Genomic DNA, 20,473 nt, shown 5'->3' on the forward strand with positions numbered 1-20,473 from the left:
GCTTGCAGTAGATACCCCTGCAAAATCTGACCTGAATCAACCTCTCAAAGCGTGACCGTCATGTTGGGGCTGCCGGCCTACAGCAAAAAGCCCCGCCGAGGCGGGGCTAGCAGTCAAATCCAAGGGGGTCAGTCACCATCCGGGCGCCAAGCCACGCCATCATGGTGTGAACCACCATCAGCATGAATCGTCATTGCGACTACCTGAGCACAATCTTCACTGACTAGGAACAGCGCAAGCCCGCCGATGTCGCTCTGGGGCTCGCCTATTCTGCGGTCAGGAATTTGCCGGGTGATAGCCGCTGCGGCTTGCGGCCAGGTACTTGCAAACTGATCGTAAGCCGCCGAACGGGCGGCCGGGTAAATCACATGACATAGGATACCGTACCGCGCCCACTCCACTGCTGCGGCGCGGATCAAGGCACGCACCGCCTCTTTAGCCACGTTGTAAGGCATGCTGTGCAAACACCATTGAGTGAGCCGAAATTGACAATCCGGCCATGGCCTTGGGCTTTCATGTGAGGGAAAGCGGCCTGTATGGCCCACAAGCAAGACCAAAAGTTCAGCTGCAGCGAATCCCTTACGTCTTTATCGCTGCTCTGCTCCAGCGGCTTTGGCAGGCTCCCGCCACCCGCGTTATTGATCAGGATATCGAACCGGCCATAACGCTCGGCTGTGCCATTTATCAAGCGCTCTAGCTGATTCTTTACACAGACATCGGTCTGTCCAAAGCTGACCTCCACGGCAAACTCTTCACTCAGCCCCTGGGCGACCCGCGCCTTGCGCTGCGCGATGACCACCGTAGCCCCGCCTGTGCCAAGCACCTTGTGATGCCCAGTCCAATACCTTCACCACCCCGTCACAATGGCCACACAGACGAATAAACGCCCCATAGATACGGCTCCTGCAAACTGAGTAGTGGGCAAATCCAGCCCAAGCGCCGTCAGTGTCCGCCAAGTGTTCAGGAGCATGCCTACAAGAGCCTGATCCATATAGATCAGGCTGAAATATGGCCAACTCAGTAACGTATTCGCCGCGAACTTTTACCTGACTGGAGCGGCAGAATGCGCAACCTTTCTGTGCGTCTAAAACTGTATTCCTTGCTCGTGTGTTTCGTCCTGAGCCTTGCGATTGTGGGCACAACAGGTTGGCTCGGGCTGCTTAAGACGCAAGCGGGCATGGCTAACATCAGCCATTCGCTGACCGTCGTCGACGCCTTGTCAAAACTACAAAATGCCCGCCTCAGCTCGATCGCGGCCATGCAGGAAGGGGCCAGTTGGCGCTCCGAATACTTTGACAACTTCCCGGACAAATCAGATGCCATCGCGGAGGCCCAGGGCCTGTTTGCCGACATTTTGCAGCGCCACACACGCAGCCTTGAACTCGCCAAGCAAGCCTATCAAGAGTACGAGACAGCCAGTAAATCAGTAGAAGCCGAAGCGTTATGGCAAACCTTCCGAGAGCTATGGAAGGATTTTGAAAACTCGAATCAAGCCCAAACCGAGATCTGCCAGAAACTGGCACAGGCGCAAAACTGGTACGACGTCCAGAATGACTCACTCGCCTTGGTCGCCAATACCCCGAATTGGGTCGCCTCTATCCAGTCCAGCTCAGCAGCCTTAGAGCAGCTCGTCCAACTCAGTGTGGCGGACGCCGAACAGGCCAAGCGCGATGCCGAAACGCAAACCCGAGCCACCAAGAGCCTAATCATCAGCACCCTGACTGTGGCAGTGCTTGTGCTCGGCGGCATATCCATTTTGATCGTGCGCGGCGTGGTCGGCCCACTCCTGCACCTGCGCGCACACATGGAACAGGTGGGCGTCAGCAACGACTTTACCTTGCGGGTGAATGACAACGGCAAAGATGAAGTCGCCATCACCGCACAATCATTCAACACCTTGCTTGAACAGATGCAGCATGCCCTGCAAGAAGTGCTGCATGGCGCCTGGCAGATTGATCATGCGGCCAGTCAAACCAGCTCAATGGCCCAGCAGGTTGCCAGCGGCGCCGAACAGCAAAGCTTGGCGGCTACCGATATCTCATGCGCCATAGAGCAAACCAGCACCTCCGTCAGGCAGATCAACAGTAGCGCTCAAGCAGCGCTTGCACTCGCGCAGGAAACAGCACGGGCAGCCCACCAAGGCGTGGAAAGCATCGAGCTCAGTGGCATTGAGAGCAACAAAACCATCGCGCAAGTCAATCACACCAGCAATCTGATCAAAGCACTGGGCAGTGAGTCAGAGCGCATTACCAACATCATTAGCGTGATTACCAGCATTGCCGAGCAGATCAATCTGCTGGCCTTGAATGCCGCTATTGAAGCGGCACGGGCAGGCAACCACGGCCGAGGGTTTGCCGTAGTCGCTGACGAAGTGCGCTCCCTCGCCACGCGCACCAGCACCTCGGCAACCGAGGTGCGGCAGATGGTCAGCGCGATTCAGCGCTCGACCCTAGCCGCCATCGAGGATATGGCCATTGTGGTGAGCGGCACCGAACACAGCCGAGCCTTAATTGCGACGGCCGCAGAGCGAATGACCGATATTCTGCGTTGCTCGGATCAAGTCGCTGAAGCTATCGGTCACGTTTCGCAGGCCATGCACGAGCAGCACACCAGCACTGAGCTAATCTCCAGGCGAGTGGAGCATGTCTCGCAAATGAGCCATAAAAACTGCAGCATCGGCGAGCAGGCCACGGCGGTTTCTCACGAGCTCAATGGTTCTTCCATCCGGCTGCGCCAGGCCGTTGAACGCTTTAAGGTTTAAACCGGAAGTTCAACAACGATAAGATGCCGCGCCGAGCACCGTAGCGAAAAAAATCCGTGCAACACGAAGCTGCACGGATTGAGGAACGCAAGCAGTAATGTCTTAAGCGCTTGGGCTGGAAAGGCTAATCACACCGTTTAAAACCAAACGAACCAACTCGGCCTGACGCGTTACGCCCGCCTTGGCAAAAATAGCCCGCAGGTGCGTGCGCGCCGTGTTGCGCCGAATCCCCAGTAACTCTGCCGCCTCATCCAGCGACATACCATTCGCTAATTCCATGGCCAGATTAGCTTCAGCCGGTGTGAACTCGAAAACCTGCCGCATGACTTCTCGCGGGGCTTTGGTTTGCACATCCGGATCGCATAAAAAGATGATCCACGCGGGCCGGCACTTACCTTCTGAATCTTTGCGCAAGGGGATGCTGCGCACCACCAAGCCCAGCTTGCGCTTGCCTGAGGGCCGGGTTATCGAGATGACCTGGGGCTGCAAACTGCCCGACTCCATAAGTTCTTTCAGCAAGTGCCGCTCATTGCGGTAATGGGCATCCAAACTATTGCCCGACCAGCGCAAGCCATCGCCTTCATCCAGCATGGCTCTGGCCACCTGGTTACAACGCAACACCTGCTGATTCTCATCCAGGACCACAGAGCCTATGTGCAGACGGTTCAACGCCCCTTCATACAACTCATTTTGCGTTGACTCCAACTCCAAGCGGTTAGCCAGCGCTAATGCCTGCTGAAAGTGCGGTAGCAGCGCCTCCAACCGAGCTTTATCGGCCTGTGAAAAAGGCTGCTCATAACTCATTCGATACAGGCGCAAGCGAAACACGGTGCCACTATCCGAGATCAGGTTGACGCCTAAGCCATAACGCGAACCGTACTGACCAAATACCTCACGGTAGAAATCTGACTTGAGCCATTTTTCATCGCCCACATATTCATCAATGGTCAGAATTTTATTGAGCGGCAAATCCAGAAACGGGTCGTGTCGCCACAACTCGGCCTGATAAATACGTTCAACCGGCGGATTGGCAGGCTGGCAAACTAAATACCCCAGATCCGTACTGGATGACGGACGAATCACAATGACTGCCGACGTTGCATCCATATATAGAGAAAGGAACTTGGCCACCTCGACCCAAGGACTCTCCTCGGTTAACCCCTTATAGATCGCATGGATCATGCGATTCTGATCGACCCCTCCAATACTTTGGCGCAGCGTGCTGACCAAATTCTTTAGATGGGCTTGATCAGAAAGACTAAGCAACGGGGGTGAGTTAGAGGCTGAACTACTGTCTGGACGTTCCACAATTCTAAGTACTCTGGCGGCTGGCATCGGTCTTACCTCTTTTTTTTATTTTTATTACAAGCACAGCAGTAAGCCCTCCTTGGTCGTGACTCAATCTCCTGCAAGGACTCTGGACAACTGCGGATCGTTCGGTGGGTTAAACACACAGCGCACACCGTTGGGATCATAGATGCCCATTACGCAGCCGTTACAGCTGTTGCAGGCCGACTGATGCAGCGACCCCAGCTGTAACTTGTTCACAAAGCTTGAATCATGGATCAAGGCCCGCGCAAGAGCGATTGCCTCGAACCCTTCCTGCATCACTTGCTGCGCCGCTGCCAGCGATTTAACCCCGCCCACCAGCGCCAAAGGCATAGAAACGGCCTGGCGAATCAGGCGTGCCGACTCTAGGAAATACAGCTCACGAAATTGCAAATCTTTGGGCTGTTGTAAGCCCAACGCCCAAGGTCCGATACGGGCCAGGCCTTTAGTCTGGGCCTTCATGTCAGCAATCGGCATGGCACTGCCAAACAAGGCCCAAGGGCTGTACATGTTATGGCCGCCACTCAAGGTCAAGAGATCCGCGCCTTCGGCCTGCAAAACCTGAGCGGTGACCGCGGCCTGCTGTGGGTCAATCCCACCACGTGCGGCATCGGTTTGATTGATCTTGCAGCTCACGGCCATGTTCTGCCCAACCGCATCCTTTACCCGCCGCAACACCAGCGCGGGAAAGCGTGTGCGCGCCTCGACACTGCCACCATACCCATCCTTACGCTTATTACTTAGCGGAGACAGAAACTGGTTCAGCAGATAGCCATGGCCCATGTGGATTTCAACCGCATCAAAGCCGGCCTCGCGAGCTAATTGCGCAGCCCGCGCAAACTCAGCCGCGACACGCTCCATATCGGCGACCTGCATCTGCGTCTGCCACAAAATACCCTGCAGAAAACCGAAAGCATTGAAGCCTGACGAAGCACTTTTGGGGTAGCCATGCGCAGGCTTGAGCATGGTGAAAGACCCACCGTGGGTAATCTGCAAACAGGCCGCAGCCCCCTCGGCATGTACCGCATCGGTCAGTGCCCGCAGATGGGGGATGACCTCATTGCTCATATGAAACTGATGCTTAAACGTACGCCCCTCCGGTGAAACCGCACCGTAGGCCACCGTGGTCATACCCACGCCACCGGCCGCTATATCCCGGTGGTGCTGCAAGAGCGCCTTGGTCGGCATGCCATCCGGAGTCATGCCTTCATTGGCTCCGGCCTTGATAAACCGATTGCGCAGCTTCAACGGCCCGAACATCAGCGGTGAAAATGGCGAGACTTGTGTTTTGCTCTGTGCGCTCATGGGGCACTCCTTAACCGTGAGTTCCACCGTCGATACGCACCACTTCACCGTTGATGAAGCTGCCATCGGCGCAGGCCAGAGTGGCGATCACCGCAGCGACCTCCTCAGGCTTGCCCAGCTGCCGATCGGGTCGGGATAAGTGCATATACAGCTGGAAATCAGCACCCTCGGGAAAGCTTTGGGCCTGCGCCGCCACCATAGGCGTGGCAATGCCACCCGGCGCCACTGCGTTCACACGCACACCGCGATTGAGGTATTCACGCGACAAGGCTTGCGTCAACGCAGCAATCCCTCCTTTGCTCGCCGAGTACGCCGCCATATAGGCGTGGCCAAAAAATGCCGATGTCGAGGCCGCATTGACGATATTGCCTTTGCTTTCGAGCAGGTATGGCAGCGCCTCACGGCAGCAGAGGAATGTGCCGCCCAGATTGATTTGCACAACCCGCATAAACTCTTCGAAAGAGGTTTTGGTGGTGTGCTCGGAGCTTAAAACCCCGGCCAAGTTGACCAGTACATCGAGATGGCCGGTCCGCGCGACAAAGTCGGCCATGGCCTGTTTCACGGCCACCTCATCCGTCACCGACACCTGCGCATACACCACTGTTGCCCCCGCTGCTGCAGTGGCTTGGGCCAGCGCCTGGGTTTGCACCAAGCCATCTAGGTCACGGTCTAGCGCCAGCACCTGTGCGCCTTCAGCAGCCAAGCGGATGACCGTGGCCCGGCCAATACCGGAAGCGCCACCCGTGACAATAATGTTCTTATCGGTAAAACGCAGAACTGGGCTCATCAGCAAACATCCTTCTTATCGTTATTAGTCAGATCAATCCGATTACCGCTATAGCCAAGCAATACGCGTCACGCCCGCTGTACCTGTGGACTTACGGCCTGCCCTTCAGGGCTTACGGCCGGCTTGCGGGTTTGCCCGCGCAGTAACAGATGGGAGAGCGCCGGGATCAGCACCAGGGCACCGATCATGTTCCACAAGAACATGAACGTCAGCAGAATGCCCATATCGGCCTGGAACTTGATCGGTGAAAAGACCCAGGTCAGCACGCCTGCCGCTAGGGTCAGGCCCACCAGAGCGACGACCTTGCCGGTAAAGCGCAGTGCCCCGGCATAGGCCTCTTCGAGCGAAGCGCCTTTGCGTTGCAGCGTGAGCTGGATACTGAGCAGATACAGGGCGTAATCGACACCTGCGCCGACCCCGAGGGCGATCACCGGCAACGTCGCGACCTTAACGCCAATGCCCATCTGCACCATGATCGCCTCACACAGCAAGGAGGTGATCACCAGCGGCACCAACGCCACGATCACCGCGCGCCAACTGCGAAACGCGATCAGGCAGAGAATCACCACCGAGCCATACAGCAGCAGCAAAACCGTTAAGGTCGCTGAGGCGACTACCTGATTGGTGGCGGCCTCGATACCAGCCGGCCCTGCAGCCAGCAAAAAGCGGCGTTTGTCGTTGTCATGCTCAGCGGCAAACGCCTCGACGGCTTTAACCACGCGGTTCAGGGTTTCGGCACGGTGATCGGCCAGATATGCCACCACCGGCGAAACCGAGCAGGTCTGGTTGGCCAGCTCAGGAGACTGCATAACCGCCAACTGCGCAGCCTGAGCAGCCACTTCCGACACCCGCGGAATGCTCATCCACTTCGGGTTTGCTTCACCGTAGCTGGAGTTGATAAAGCGCACTGACGACGACAGGCTGGCCACCGACTGCACACCTGGCACATCCCTCAGCATGCGACTGAGCCGGTCGATTTCGGTCAGGGTTTCAAAGGTGGAGCACTCGCCGGGTTCGGTTTTAACAATCACCGCAAACTGATCGGTGGAGCGGCCAAAACTGCTGTTAAAAAAAGCCAGGTCGCGGTTGTAGCGCGAATCGGCGCGCAGCTCAGGCGCGCCCGCATCCAGATCACCGATCTGCAGATCACGACGGATGTCATAGGCAAAGTAGCCGACCACCAAGGCCATGATCACCAATGCATGACTCAGGCCGGGCTGCGTGCACTTCACCAACAGATCGTTAATGGTTTTGAAAAAGCCGCCACTTTGAGTGTTGCGCTCCAGCTCATTACGGACACTGCGGTGTGCCGCTTTGGGACTAACACCGATATACGACAACATGACCGGCACCATGATGAGCTGAGTGAAGATCAGCACAAAGACCCCGATACTGGTCGTAACCGCCAAATCGCGGATAACCGGTATATCAATCACCATCAAGATGGCGAAGCCAAACACATTGGCCAGTAACGCGGACAACCCCGCCACAAACAGGCGGCGAAAGGTATAACGGGCGGCGACATAACGATCAGTACCGCGCCCGATGTCCTGCATGATGCCATTCATTTTCTGCGCGCCATGGGACATACCAATGGCGAAGACCAGAAACGGCACCAGAATCGAATACGGGTCGATGTCGTAATCCAGCAGTTCCATCAACCCCAGCAGCCAAACCACACTGCTGAGCGAGGCGACGACCAGCAGCACCGAGCTGCGCAGGCAACGGGTATAGGCGTAAATGATCGAAGCGACTATCAGCGCCGCGATCGCAAAGAAGCCCATAACCTGAGTCAGGCCATCAATCAGATCCCCCACCAGCTTGGCAAAGCCAATGATGTGCACGCGCACCTTGGGCTGAGCACCGGGCGCCGCCGCTTCAAACTGGCCACGAATGTCATGCTCTAAAAAGCGCGCAAACTCGTTGTAATCAAAGGGCTTGCCAGTCAGTGGATCTTTATCCATCAGCGGCACCATGATCACCGAGGAACGCATATCCAGAGAAACCAGATCGCCAATCAAGTTGCCGCGCATGACGTTAGTCTGCAATTCCTCGAGAGAGGCCGGCGAACCGTCATAGTTGTGGGGCATGACCGGCCCCCCCTCCATGCCCACTTCAGTCACTTCATTCCAACGCACCGCCGGCATCCACAGAGAACGCATCCAGGCCCGATCCACCCCAGGGGCCAGATTGATCTTGTCGTTAATCTGCTGCAAAGCCTGCAAATAATCAGGATCAAAAATCGTCCCATTGGGGTTTTCAACCATCACCCGCACCGAGTTACCCAGCGCCGCGAGATCCTGTTTGTTCTCCATGTAATTGCGGATAAAGCTATGTGAGCTGGGCATCATCCGCTCAAAGCTGGCATTCACCTTGAGTCCCAACGCCTGATACCCCAACACCAACGTCAATAGGCTGCAGAGCAGCACAAAAAAGAGCCGGTTGTTGAAAATCAAGCGCTCCAGCGCATTACCTGAGCGGCTATCAAAATCTTTACGATCAGGGATCACCAGCGTCGCACTATCATCCTGAAGCTTGGCCATCTTGTTATTCCTCTAAAATCAGGCTCAATAGAGCATCAACGCCATACTCGACTGAGCTTTAACGGGAACGCTGTGAGTGGTCACGCCGTTAAGCCCTACAAGTGCAAATTGATTTGCCGAAAGACCAACCACGCCAGTAAACAGGCTCGGGTTGGCGATGGTGATGGGGGTCAGACGATCCCCCTGCGGATCAAGCGTGGCCACTTGTGCGGCCTGGCTGACCAGAATCAGAGAGCCATCCGCCAGCGGCGCGCCGGCGATCACTCCCGTCTTGAAATAATTATTCACTGGCGACCAATTCAGCCCCGCGTCGGAGCTGCGAAACACATGGCCGCGCAGGCCGTATGCGAGCATGACATGCGATGTCCCGGCCAAACCGAACAGGGTGCCGCCATAACCGGTTTGCCGCGCCACGAACGTCTGCGCACCAGGTCCTTGGGTCCAGACATGGCCGCGCTCACCGGTAATCGCCAGAGTTCCGTCGACCTCACGAATGGCAGTCAAATGCAGCAGGTCATTGTTCTCAATCTGAGTATTCAGGGGTTGCCAGCTCTTACCACCGTCGCGGCTGCCCATGAACAAGCCAAAAGGCCCTACCGCGTAACCCTGCTGCCCGGTCGTATCAAACCAAACCCCCATAAAGAACTGACCAGGACCTGGCCGGGTCATGTTCAAGATGGCCTCGAGATAGGCCTGAGCACGCTCTACGGATAAGCCCGAGTGCCCCTGCTCGAAATAAGTGCTGATGATTGCGGCCAGCTCACGGCCATCAAGCTGTTTATTCCACGTTTGGCCGCCGTCATTAGTGTGCAGAATGGCTGCGCCATGACCGACCGCCCAGCCTTGTTGCTCGTTGGCAAAATACACCGCATTCAGGTCGACGCTGACCGGCACACTGGCCTGGACCCAGCTTGAGCCCTGATCATCGGAAATCACGATCAAACCGCTTTCGCCCACAGCCACCAGGCGCTTGCCGGTATTGGCAATATCACGCAAAGGCTTGGAGTTAACTGCGGACATGGCAGATGCAGGTTGATCCAAAGGGTCAACGAAGGTTTCAGCAGCCACTGCGTGACAGGACACACTCAAGAGCACTGACAGTATCCAGCCTGAAAACCACCTCACGCCAGCTGAGCTGATACCAGAACGGGCAGTGACCATCCTACTTACACGCATAAATTTCTCCGCAAGATCGAGTCTGCTGTTGTTTTAAGTTTGCGAAGGCGCCAATAAAAACGAGCACCACTTCAGCAATGACTTGAGTTTCGAGAAATGGCTCTAGATCCGCATGCTGCATGTGGATTAGAAATTCCGACAACGCCGCTAAATAGCCCTAAGCCGTTTAAATACAAGGCAAAAAAAACCCCAATCAGTGATTGGGGTTTCTCTTTAACGGCGCAACGGCACGCCTTGGGCGGATCAGCGAATACCGCCGCCCGCCATGGCATCAGATGTCATACGGCTATTGGGCCAGCGCGCAACGCGCACATACCCACTGCCACCTTGCATATGCATGGAGCTGACATACTGGCCCTTGACCAGGTCGTAAATCACCATGGGGGTGTTCGGAACCGACTGGCTGTTCCAGTCATAGGTCAGCAGCCCCTGCGCACTGCGCATCATCTTGCCGGCCTGGTCGTAGCCCTCATACAGCACGATGGACCAGCTATCTTCATCAACATAGAAGACCTTCTTGCTTTGCGCATGGCGCTTACCAGCCTTCAACGTGGCTTCCACGACCCAGACACGGTGCGCCTCCCAACGCATCAGATCAGGATTGGCAAATTGCTTGCCGTAAGACTCTTTGGCGGTGGAATGCATCAGCATTTTGTAATTGTTGTAGGGAACCAACAGTTCTTTTTTACCCACCAGCTTGAAGTCAAAACGATCCAGCTGCCCTTCCCACATACCCAGCTCATCAAAGAAATAGGTACTACCGGCGTTGGTCATTGGCGTGTCGTAGCCGAAGTCCGGCGCCAGCCGCACGCGCCGCTGACCTTGGCTGTATGACCAGATTTTGTTGTTACCGTCTTTCTTGAAGTTGAGGCTCATGTACGTCAACGACTTCTCGCCCACCATGCGCGCAGGGCCGTGATAGACACTCAGACGCCGTTGAAAATACTGCGCGACTTCTTCCGGCGCCTCGTGATACGGCGACTCCGTATAGTTTTCCAGGTCGTGGGTCATGATCAGGTTGCCGGAGGAGTCCACCATGTAACCCGCAAAGCGCGAGCGGTAGGGCGGCCCGTAATAACGCAAGTTATGGTTCCAGATAACCTCAGCGCCAGTTTTCGGAATGGCGTAGGGATAGCCGCCCATGGCACCGGCTACCTCAGCACCATCTTCAGTACCCTGCGCTCGTGTGGCATTGGCGATAGTGGCCTTCTTCAACCACTCGGGAAAATCGACGACGCGATGGCTTGGATAAACATCCACCCGATAATCCGCCCAGCGCTTGATCAACTCTTGCGTGCCCGCAGAGAGCTTGTCGGCGTATTGCGCCATGTTCTGGGCATTGATTGAGTACAGCGCTTTTTCACCTACGAACGGATCAGGATAAATCCCACCTTCTTGTGGCATCTGCGGACCTTTCCAGCCCCCAGTCCAAGCCGGAATAGTGCCATCAGCACTGCCCGCACGCTCTGCACCTACACTGGTCAGTTTATCCGTGCCCAATTGCGCCGCTTCTTCGGCCGTTACTGCCGCCAATACAGGAGCGGCAAATAGAATTGACAGCGCTGCTGATGCAGCAATCTGAGTAATCTTCATCTTATTGTCCTCAGTAAACATACCCACAACCTTGCACTGCCCCTGTTATCCAGAGGCAAGCATTTACAGGCTGGTCTGGAATGTCAGATTGATACGACCACGGTCAGTACTACCCATTGCCCCTATGCGATCCTCGGAATCCCCCGCATCGGAATACAACAGACCAATCTTGTAGCGCTGATCAACGTCAGCAGTGAGCCCCAACGACCAGGCAAACGCGCGCTTGGCAGAGCCCATCAGGGTCGGCGAGTTACCATGCAAGCCATAGCCGGCCAGAATGGCGCTGCCAGTCAGGTCAACGCCAGGCAAGACCTGACTCCACGTAGGCTGAACGATCAGGGAGAAGCTGCTGGCATCGCGCGTGCCACAGCCTGGGCCATCAAGGGCATCGTTACACTCGTAGAAGCGTGAGGCGTTATGCGTCACTTTATCGAGGTAGGTATACGCCACTTCCGCCACCACAATGCCGAAGTCATACAACGGCAAATTAGGCATCGGCGCTTGCGCGTTCAACAGCCCGTGCCAGGTGTTGCCAGTCGCACCAGTCAAATCGTTATCGAAGATAAGATCTGAATTGCTGTCCAGCGCGGTGCCACGTCGATGGGATATCTCCGCGCCCCAACTGATGTCCATCCAGCTGAAGTTGGTGAAGACACCAAACAGATCGACACCGGTGTTGTAAGACTGATGAAAGCGCGAGTAGACCATGGTGTCGGTCGGATCAAACGACATCAGCCCCAACCACGGCTGCATCTCATTCAGACGGCGATAGACCAAACCAAAGTTGCCGCCCCCCATCCAGTCCGGACTGATGCTCAACTGGGCGCCATAGGCGTTGCCGTATTTGTCACTGGGCTCAATTATCTCACCCTGTTTGACATACAGCGGGCCATAACCGGGAATGGTCACCCCAGTAAAAATGCGCCCCTGATCACCATAGAAGAAGTCTGGCGCCCCGAGGAAAGTCCCGCCCTCAGCCTGGCGGTTAGGCTCCCAATCCAGCTGGTAGTAGCCGGAGAAAGAAACGCTGTCGCTGAGCTGAGCCTGGAAGGACAGTTGCGGTAACGGCATGGCCAGTTCTTTGGGTGACGCACCCGGAACTTCCGCCCCTTTCTGCAGGTTCCCGGGCTGCTGACTCCAGGTAATCGAGTCGCTGGAGTTAACCTGCGACACACCCCAGACCAGCGCATGCTGCCCCGCTTTTACCTGAACCGGCACACGTCCCAGATCAAAACGACCAAAGACGAAGGCATCGAGAATTTCACCCGACGGACCGTAATAGTAGCGCCGGGCCTGGCGCGACATTTTGTTATTCGGGTAGGCCTCAGCCCCGGCGTACATGGGGTTGCCCTTGAGCTCATCATCACGATAAGCGTGGTCGTACCAACCCGTGGCACTCACACGAAAGCCGTAATCATCCTTGTAGATGAAGTCGAATTCGCTGAGCACATCCAGGCGACGCTTCGTCATATCGCCACGCTCAGCAAAGTAGTCGGACTGATGCGAGGTCGGGTCGTTACCGAGGTCTGAATCAATGCCCTCGACCCGCCAGCCCAATCCCAAGCGCAATTCAGTCGTCCAGTTAATCCGTATATCTGGATTACCGGTGTCGATCTGTATTGCCTGTGCCATCGGGCTGAGCAAAAACCCCATAAATACAACAGGCACCGTAACCCGACGCCAATCGTTTACCGCAAGTGACGCATGTTCTTTAAGTCGCATGTTGTGCTCCGCAAGTCCAAGTCTGGAGTTGTTCTTGTTCAGCTTGTCTTGTTACTTGTGTGAGGCCGCCTGCCTTCGCATAAACGACCTGCACTTAGTCTCAACAACAACACACGACACACACATCAACCGTTTGCAGTAGCACAACAGATAAATCTGTAAACACCTCCCGCCCGCATAAAAATCCTAAATCTACTGCATTCGGTTGATGCCTCTGCTCACACGCAAACGCCAACCTAATAAACATCGCCCTGCCCTCTGCGAGTGCAGGTCCTCCTCCAAAACAACAATGCCTATAAGCGCACAATTACGGAGATCCAAGTGATGAAACCTGCCATAGACGACAGACGCTGTGCAGTTCTGGTTGTGGGTTCAGGAGCTGGCGCGCTGCTTGCCGCCAACCGCGCCCACGACCTGGGGTTGGACGTACTGGTGATCGAAAAGACCGATCGTTACGGCGGCACTTCGGCCCTGTCGGGTGGCGGCATCTGGATTCCGAACAACCAAGGCATTGCCCAGCAAGACTCGTACGATCAAGCACTGACCTATTTCAAAGCCTGTACCCATGGCCTTGTCGCAGAAGAAAAACTGCGCGCCTACCTGGATACGGCCCCAGAAATGGTGGAATACATGCGCCAGGAGATTGGGGTTAAGTACAACCCGGTGGCGGGCTACTCTGACTACTGCCAACACCTCCCGGGCGCCTCCGACAACGGCCGCACGATGTTCGTTGAACCGGTTGATGCCGGCGTTCTGGGCGCAGATTTTTTCACCCTGCGCGAAGCCGACATGGGTGCCAAGCTGTTCGGCCGCATCGCTCTGGACTACTACGACGGGCAGATGCTGGGCGCGCGCGCCAAAGGCTGGAAGCGGAAGATCTTCTCACTGATCTGGAACTATTGGTCGGACCTCGGTTGGCGCGCCAAAACCCGCCGCGACCGCCGTGTCACCATGGGTAGCGCCCTGATTGCAGGCCTGCGCATTGGTCTGCAACAGCGCAAGATTCAGCTCCTGCTGAACACCAAACTGGAACAACTCATTGTGGACAACGGCAGGGTTACGGGTGCCGTCGTAAGCCAAAACGGCAACACCTTTAAGATTCATGCCAGCGGCGCGGTGATTCTTGCTTGTGGCGGCTTTGAGCAAAACCAGAAGATGCGCGACAAATACCTGCCCGTTAAAACCCAGGTTGAGTGGAGCGTAACCCCAATGCAGGCCAATACCGGTGATGCGGTGTTGGCTGGACAGAACATCGGGGCTGCTACTGAATTTATGCATGAGGCCTGGTGGGCTCCCACCATACGCCTCCCCGCCGCCGACACGCCAAACGTGAACATGCGCAGCGCCCTGTTTATTGAGCGCAGTTACGCCCACAGCTTGTGCGTTAACCGCAAGGGCAAGCGCTTCACCAACGAAGCGATGTCGTATAACGACTTCGGCCACGAGATGATCCGCGATAACGCCGAGACCGGCGCCAACAGCCCATGCTGGTTTATCTTTGATGCCAATTACCGCAAGAAAAATATCCTCGGCCGCATCATGCCGGGCTCAATCATGCCCGACTCCAGCCTGCCACCGGAGTGGTGGGACAACGTGCTCTATCGCGCCGAAAGTCTGAGCGAGCTGGCACAAAAAATCGGCCTTGATCCCAAACAACTGGAAAGCACCGTACAGACCTTCAATGGCTACGCCGCCACTGGCGTTGACCTGGAGTTCAAGCGCGGCCACTACAGCTTTGATCGTTTCTATTGCGACCCACGCCACCAGCCTAACCCCAGCCTCGGCGCCCTCGATAAAGCGCCCTACTACGCCATTCGGGTTGATCTGGGCGATCTGGGGAGCAAGGGTGGCCTCAAAGTCGATAAGCAAGCCAATGTCCTCGACATCGATGACAAGCCGATCCCCGGCCTGTACGCCATCGGCAACACCTCTGGTGCCGTCACCGCAGACTCCTACCCAGGCGCCGGCGGCACCCTAGGCCCCGCTCTTACGTTCGGCTATCGGGCCGCCAATCACGTGGCTGCCAACGCCAACCATAAGCCGCGTAGCGAACAGCCTACTAAGACCCTCGCTTAATACTGCATATGCGGCATGACGGCCGTGCCTGGCGCTATCAAGAATTGCGCCAGGCACGGCCCTCCCCACTCACGCCTTGCTAACCCGAAAAAGGAGCTACCCCGTGCTCGCTCTCTTCAATGAAGAACAGCAAATGTTCGAAAGCACCGCCAAACGGCTTGCGCAGTCTATTGGCATCAGTAACCCCCATGAATTGAACACATTCAAGCGTGATCACGCATGGCAAATGATCACTGAAGTGGGTTTGTTGGGGCTGCGCCTGCGCGACAACGGCGAGCCTCTGGCATCCGGCGTAGAAGTCATGATTGCCGCTCAGGCACTGGCTGAAACCCTGGTACCGCAACCCTTTGTTTCCGGGCTTCTGGCCAGCGAGCTATTGGCTCTGGCACAAGCGCCGCAGGAATGGATTGAAGAACTGGCCGCGGGTGAATGCCGTTACGCACTGCTGCTTGACCGGACACTTGAGCAACTCGCCGCGCCGAGCCAAAGCGACTGCCTCGCCTGGGACAGTGAAGGAGCGCATTACGCTCTGGGTTTACAGGATGATCACGTCGTACGCGTCAGCCTCAATCAGGGCTTTGTCGCGGCAGATAAAGCCGCCGACCTGACCCGTGCCACTCTGCGCCGCGAAGGCGCACTGGGCACTGTCGAAACAGTCGGCAGCCGCCTCAGTGCCGACGCCCTCAAGCGTTGGCAAGCCCTAGCGCTGACCACCTTGGCGGCTGACATTACCGGCACCCTGCAAGGGGCCTTTACCGGCGCGGTGGCCTACACCAAAGAGCGCGTGCAGTACGAAGCCTTGATTGGCAGCTTCCAGGCCATCCAGCACCTGTGCGCCGAAATGCTCGTGCAAATCCAGGCAGCTCAAAGCACCACCTGCTACGCCGCCTGGGCGGTTGACCAACTGCCGGCCGACGAAGCCCTGCTCGCAGCACGCACAGCCAAAGCCTATGCCTCATCCGTTGCCCTGCCAGTGACCGAGACAGTCATGCAGGTGTATGGCGGCATCGGCCAGACCTGGGAACACATCGCCCACGTCTATACCCGCCGCGCCCTACTCAATGCCCGCCTGTTTGGTAACGAATCACAGCAACTGCATCAGATTGCCGATGCCCGCCTGGGAGCCTGCTAATGGATTACCGTGACACACCCGCCGAAGCCAAATTCCGTCTGGAACTGCGCGAATGGTTCAAACACAACATTCCGGCCAACTGGCGTGACATCACCTCCATCGAAGGTCAGCGCGTCCTGCAAAAAAGCTGGCACCAAGCCCTCTATGCAGGCGGTTATATGGGCCTCAACTGGCCCAAGGAATACGGCGGCCAGGGCCTTGAGGCCAGCTACGACGCCATTCTCAACGATGAGGCCAGCCGCGCTGACTCGCCGCGCCTGCCGGCCATGGTCAACTACTTAGGCCGCGCCATCTTCACTTACGGCACCGAGGAGCAGAAGCAGCAGTTCCTGCCGACCCTGCTCAGCGGTGAGGTGCAGTGGTGCCAAGGTTTTAGTGAACCAGGGGCAGGCTCTGACCTGGCTTCACTGCGCACCCGCGCAGAACGCGACGGGCAGACCTACGTAGTTAACGGCCAGAAGATGTGGACCAGTGGCGCCTTGTTTGCTGACTGGTGCCTGCTGCTGGCCCGCACAGACAGCAGTGTGGCCAAGCACAAAGGCATATCCTGCCTGCTCACGCCGCTCAACGCCCCCGGCATCACCGTGCAACCCATTGTGTTGCACAGTGGCGACCCGGAAACCGCAGAAGTGTTTTTTGACGACGTGCGTATTCCCGAAAGCCAGCGCATCGGTAGTGAAGGTGAAGGTTGGCGCATCGCCATGACCACCGTCTCTTACGAGCGTGGCGCTTCGGATACGGGCTCCATCTCGACCCTGCGTCGTCAGCTGCACGAACTCGAAGAAATTGCGCAAGCACGCGGTCTGCTGGCAGATCCGGCCACCCGGCAAAAGCTGGCCAAGGCCTATGTCGACATCCAGGTCTTGAGCCTCAATGTGGCCCAGCAACTGTCCATGCGCTTGGCGGGCCGAGCCCCTGGCCCGGAAGGCTCCGTGGGCAAGCTGCTGTGGTCCAGAGCCGCGCAATACACCATGCATGTCGCGCTCGACATATTGGGCGCAGATGCACTCAACGGCCATGCGCCGCGCTGGTTGGCCGAGTACTTCACCTCGCGTCCAGTGAGCGTCTACGGCGGTTCTTCGCAAATCCAGAAAAACATTCTCGCCCGCATGCTCGACATGCCGCGCTGATCCTTGGAGCACAGTTTATGCGTTTACAAAATCGGATTGCCGTCATCACTGGCGCCTCACAAGGCATTGGCCGCTGCATTGCACAACGCTATGCGCAAGAAGGCGCAGCAGTGGCTGTGGTGGATGTCAACGTGGCAGGGGGTGAGGAAACCGCAGCGCTGATTCAAGCGGCAGGTGGCCGTGCGCTATTTGTCCGTTGTGACATTTCCAAACGCGAAGAAGTTAATGCCGCAGCAGCCCTGATCAAAAGCGAACTGGGCGCTATCGACATTCTGGTCAATAACGCAGGTATCACCCGCCCCGCCATGCTGCACAAGATGACTGACAGCGAATGGACGCAAGTTATTGATGTGCACATGCATGGCTCCTTCTATTGGTTGCAGGCCGTGGTCCACGACATGATCGAGCGGCAGTGGGGGCGGATTATCTTCGTCAGCTCCTCCACCGCGCAAAACGGCTCGATTGGTCAGATCAACTATGCCGCGGCTAAGTCCGCCATGCTCGGCATGATGCGCACCGCCGCCCGCGAGCTGGGTAAGCACAACATTCTGGTCAACGCCGTGGCGCCAGCAGCCGCCACAGAAATGACCAAAACCATCATGAACGACCCTAAGTTCGCCGAACAACGCGCCGCCGCACTCAAGCAACACCCACTGCGGCGCTCGGCCGAAGCCGACGAAATTGCTCCGACCTTCATTTACCTCGCCAGCGCCGAGTCCTCCTACATGACCGGCCAGGTCCTGTCGGTCGACGGCGGCTCCATGCTGGTGCGCTAAGCACCGTGGCGTTGATTAAATAAGGATCATCACAATGACAACATACAACTCGAACGGCCTGGACCGGTTACTCGCTCCGCAATCCATTGCCATGGTCGGTGCGTCCAACAACCTGTACAGCATTGGCGGTTTGGTCTTTGCCAATATCAAGCGCTCGTTCAACGGCAGCTTGTTCCCTATTCACCCCAAAGATACTGAAGTGCAAGGGCTGACGGCCTACAGCGAGATCAACGCGCTGCCGCAAAACGTCGATCTGGTGGTCATCGCCGTCGCCAGCCATGCCGTCGAAGCCATCATCGAACAGGCTGTCGCCAAGCGCGTGGGCGGCGTGGTGCTGCTCTCGTCCGGCTTTGCCGAAGCCGGTGCAGAAGGCATGGCCTTGCAGGCGCGGATTGCCGAAAAAGCCCGTGCGGGAGGGGTGCGCGTCATCGGTCCAAACTGCATTGGCTACCTGAATATCGCCGGTGGCGTTATGGCCAACTTTGCCCTGACGCCGGATGAGCCCTTGCCTCCAGGCGGCAGCGTAGCCTTGGTGTCGCAAAGCGGTGGGTTTGGCTCTTACCTGACCACCAAAGGGTTGCTCACGGGCCTGCGCCTGGGTTGGTTTGTCAGCACCGGTAACGAGCTGGACGTCAATATCGCCGCTGTGCTGCGCTATCTGGTCGAACAGCCTGAGGTCAAGGTCATGCTGGCCTTCAGCGAAACCCTGCGCGACCCGGAGGTATTTATTGCCGCCGCCCGCCGCGCCCAGGAGCTCGACAAACCGCTCGTCATCCTCAAGGCCGGGCGCTCCGAAGCCGCGGCTAAGGCCGCCATGAGCCACACGGCCTCGGTGGTCGGTGCGGTCAATGTGTTTGATGCGGTTTGCCGCCAGTACGGTGTAATCGTGGCGCACAGCATGGAAGAAATGCTCGACCTGGGCATGATTTTCCAAGATGGCCGCCGCGTCAAAAACAACCGCGTGGCCGTCATGACAACCTCCGGCGGTACTGGTGTGTTACTGGCGGATGAGTCCGCCCTGAATGGTCTGGACGTCCCCACCTTTCCGGCTGATGAACAACAAAAGATGCTCGATGTGCTGCACACGCCGTTCTTCGGCAGCGTGGCCAATCCCATCGACACCACCGCCGCCATTCAGCCGGATGCGCTCAAGGCGGTACAACAACTGGTTGCCCACAGCCCGTCGGTGGACATGCTCACCACCGTGACCTGGGCCCGCGCCATTGAGGCCGCTAAAGACCTGGTCAAGCTCTACCAGAACACCGACAAGCCTCTGGCCGTCCTGTCTACCGATTTGGTTGAGCCACTCAAAGAAGCCGGTGTACCGACTTACACCGACCCACAGCGGGTCGCCAAGTCGCTGGCGGCTCTGTACCGCTTCTCGACGCGTACGGCCACCAGCGCCAGCACCTTCACCCCTAACGCCCAGCGTGTGGCACGCAGTCGTCAACATCTGGAGCTGCCTGCCGGTGAGTTTGTGCTGATGGAGGCCCAGGGCAAGCGCCTGTTTGCCGAATACGGCATCGCGGTAACAGCCGAAGAATGGGTACACAGCGCAGATCAGGCCGTCGCGGCGGCGGCCCGCATCGGTGGCAAGGTCGTGATCAAGGTCATGTCCTACCAACTGCCGCACAAGTCCGACGTTGGCGCCATTCGCCTTGGTTTGCAGGGTGATCAAGCCATACGCGAGGCCTATCAGAGCATGCTCGAAGAAGTCGCGCAGCGTGCGCCACATGCCGTACTTGATGGGGTTCTGGTGCAGCAAATGGTGCCGGCACGCATGGAACTCACTTGCGGCCTGCAACGCGATGAGGTGTTTGGCCCGATGGTCGCTGTAGGTTTAGGTGGCGTGCTGGTGGAGCAGTTGGCTGAAACCACCTTGCTGCGCCCGCCCTTCAGTCTCGAAACCGCCCGCCAGGCGCTCGGCCAATTGCTCCAAGGGCGTTTGGTCCAGGGCCGCCGTGGTCTGTCCCACGATGAGCAAGAGCAGATCGCCGCCATCATGGTCGGCGTGGGCAACCTGGCGCTGGAGCACGACAACATCAGCGAAGTCGATATCAACCCGATCCGCGTCGATGCAGGCAAAGCCTACGCCGCAGATGCGTTGGTAGTACTGGCTGGCGCCCCTGAAGCGGCCCATTAA

General features: G+C 57.3%; 15 protein-coding genes and 1 pseudogene. 7 read left to right on the forward strand and 9 right to left on the reverse strand.

Annotated features, from left to right (window positions below; all coding sequences use genetic code 11):
- Nucleotides 1–128: 128 nt before the first annotated feature.
- Nucleotides 129–455, reverse strand: a complete 327-nt coding sequence (locus NTD81_RS11055) for an SDR family oxidoreductase (protein ID WP_262182376.1) — start codon at nt 453–455, stop codon at nt 129–131.
- A complete protein-coding gene (locus tag NTD81_RS21430) occupies nt 416–823 on the reverse strand; it encodes an SDR family oxidoreductase (protein ID WP_410017147.1) in 408 nt (135 codons plus the stop codon). Before NTD81_RS21430 ends, NTD81_RS11055 begins: the two co-directional genes overlap by 40 nt.
- A gap of 240 nt (nt 824–1,063) precedes the next feature.
- Between NTD81_RS21430 and NTD81_RS21435 the strand changes: the two are divergent.
- Nucleotides 1,064–1,903 (forward strand): annotated as a pseudogene (locus tag NTD81_RS21435) (HAMP domain-containing protein); the annotation flags it as partial.
- A 78-nt stretch (nt 1,904–1,981) separates the two neighbouring features.
- Nucleotides 1,982–2,761 (forward strand): methyl-accepting chemotaxis protein, encoded by a 780-nt coding sequence (locus NTD81_RS21440; protein WP_410017148.1) that lies wholly within the window; start codon nt 1,982–1,984, stop codon nt 2,759–2,761.
- Nucleotides 2,762–2,863: 102 nt separating this feature from the next.
- Here the strand turns inward: NTD81_RS21440 and NTD81_RS11065 are convergent, their stop codons facing one another.
- The 7 genes from NTD81_RS11065 to NTD81_RS11095 form a co-directional block, all read right to left on the reverse strand.
- Nucleotides 2,864–3,943 (reverse strand): helix-turn-helix transcriptional regulator, encoded by a 1,080-nt coding sequence (locus NTD81_RS11065; RefSeq protein WP_262182379.1) that lies wholly within the window; start codon nt 3,941–3,943, stop codon nt 2,864–2,866.
- Nucleotides 3,944–4,159: 216 nt separating this feature from the next.
- Nucleotides 4,160–5,395, reverse strand: coding sequence for an NADH:flavin oxidoreductase (locus tag NTD81_RS11070; RefSeq protein WP_262182380.1), 1,236 nt, complete (start codon nt 5,393–5,395; stop codon nt 4,160–4,162).
- Nucleotides 5,396–5,405: 10 nt separating this feature from the next.
- Nucleotides 5,406–6,182, reverse strand: a complete 777-nt coding sequence (locus NTD81_RS11075) for an SDR family NAD(P)-dependent oxidoreductase (protein ID WP_262182382.1) — start codon at nt 6,180–6,182, stop codon at nt 5,406–5,408.
- Between the two features lie 68 nt (nt 6,183–6,250).
- Nucleotides 6,251–8,725 (reverse strand): efflux RND transporter permease subunit, encoded by a 2,475-nt coding sequence (locus tag NTD81_RS11080; RefSeq protein WP_262182383.1) that lies wholly within the window; start codon nt 8,723–8,725, stop codon nt 6,251–6,253.
- A 24-nt stretch (nt 8,726–8,749) separates the two neighbouring features.
- Nucleotides 8,750–9,745 (reverse strand): WD40/YVTN/BNR-like repeat-containing protein, encoded by a 996-nt coding sequence (locus tag NTD81_RS11085; protein ID WP_262182384.1) that lies wholly within the window; start codon nt 9,743–9,745, stop codon nt 8,750–8,752.
- 399 nt (nt 9,746–10,144) lie between these two features.
- Nucleotides 10,145–11,515 (reverse strand): DUF1329 domain-containing protein, encoded by a 1,371-nt coding sequence (locus NTD81_RS11090; RefSeq protein WP_262182385.1) that lies wholly within the window; start codon nt 11,513–11,515, stop codon nt 10,145–10,147.
- Between the two features lie 42 nt (nt 11,516–11,557).
- A complete protein-coding gene (locus tag NTD81_RS11095) occupies nt 11,558–13,216 on the reverse strand; it encodes a DUF1302 domain-containing protein (RefSeq protein ID WP_262182386.1) in 1,659 nt (552 codons plus the stop codon).
- A 324-nt stretch (nt 13,217–13,540) separates the two neighbouring features.
- Here NTD81_RS11095 and NTD81_RS11100 point away from each other — a divergent pair, with 324 nt between their 5' ends.
- The 5 genes from NTD81_RS11100 to NTD81_RS11120 all read left to right on the forward strand — a co-directional run bounded on the left by NTD81_RS11100 (nt 13,541) and on the right by NTD81_RS11120 (nt 20,473).
- Nucleotides 13,541–15,292 carry an FAD-binding protein gene (locus NTD81_RS11100; RefSeq protein WP_262182389.1) on the forward strand — a complete coding sequence of 584 codons (1,752 nt, stop codon included), beginning with the start codon at nt 13,541–13,543 and terminating at the stop codon, nt 15,290–15,292.
- Nucleotides 15,293–15,395: 103 nt separating this feature from the next.
- The gene (locus NTD81_RS11105; protein WP_262182390.1) at nt 15,396–16,424 is read left to right on the forward strand and encodes an acyl-CoA dehydrogenase family protein; all 1,029 of its coding nucleotides are present in this window, start codon (nt 15,396–15,398) and stop codon (nt 16,422–16,424) included.
- Nucleotides 16,424–17,554 carry an acyl-CoA dehydrogenase family protein gene (locus NTD81_RS11110; RefSeq protein WP_262182392.1) on the forward strand — a complete coding sequence of 377 codons (1,131 nt, stop codon included), beginning with the start codon at nt 16,424–16,426 and terminating at the stop codon, nt 17,552–17,554. Before NTD81_RS11105 ends, NTD81_RS11110 begins: the two co-directional genes overlap by 1 nt.
- A gap of 17 nt (nt 17,555–17,571) precedes the next feature.
- Nucleotides 17,572–18,330, forward strand: a complete 759-nt coding sequence (locus NTD81_RS11115; protein WP_262182393.1) for an SDR family NAD(P)-dependent oxidoreductase — start codon at nt 17,572–17,574, stop codon at nt 18,328–18,330.
- A gap of 34 nt (nt 18,331–18,364) precedes the next feature.
- Nucleotides 18,365–20,473 carry an acetate--CoA ligase family protein gene (locus tag NTD81_RS11120; protein WP_262182394.1) on the forward strand — a complete coding sequence of 703 codons (2,109 nt, stop codon included), beginning with the start codon at nt 18,365–18,367 and terminating at the stop codon, nt 20,471–20,473.

The sequence above is a fragment of the Pseudomonas sp. 5P_3.1_Bac2 genome (genome assembly GCF_025465995.1).
Taxonomy (GTDB): Bacteria; Pseudomonadota; Gammaproteobacteria; order Pseudomonadales; family Pseudomonadaceae; genus Aquipseudomonas.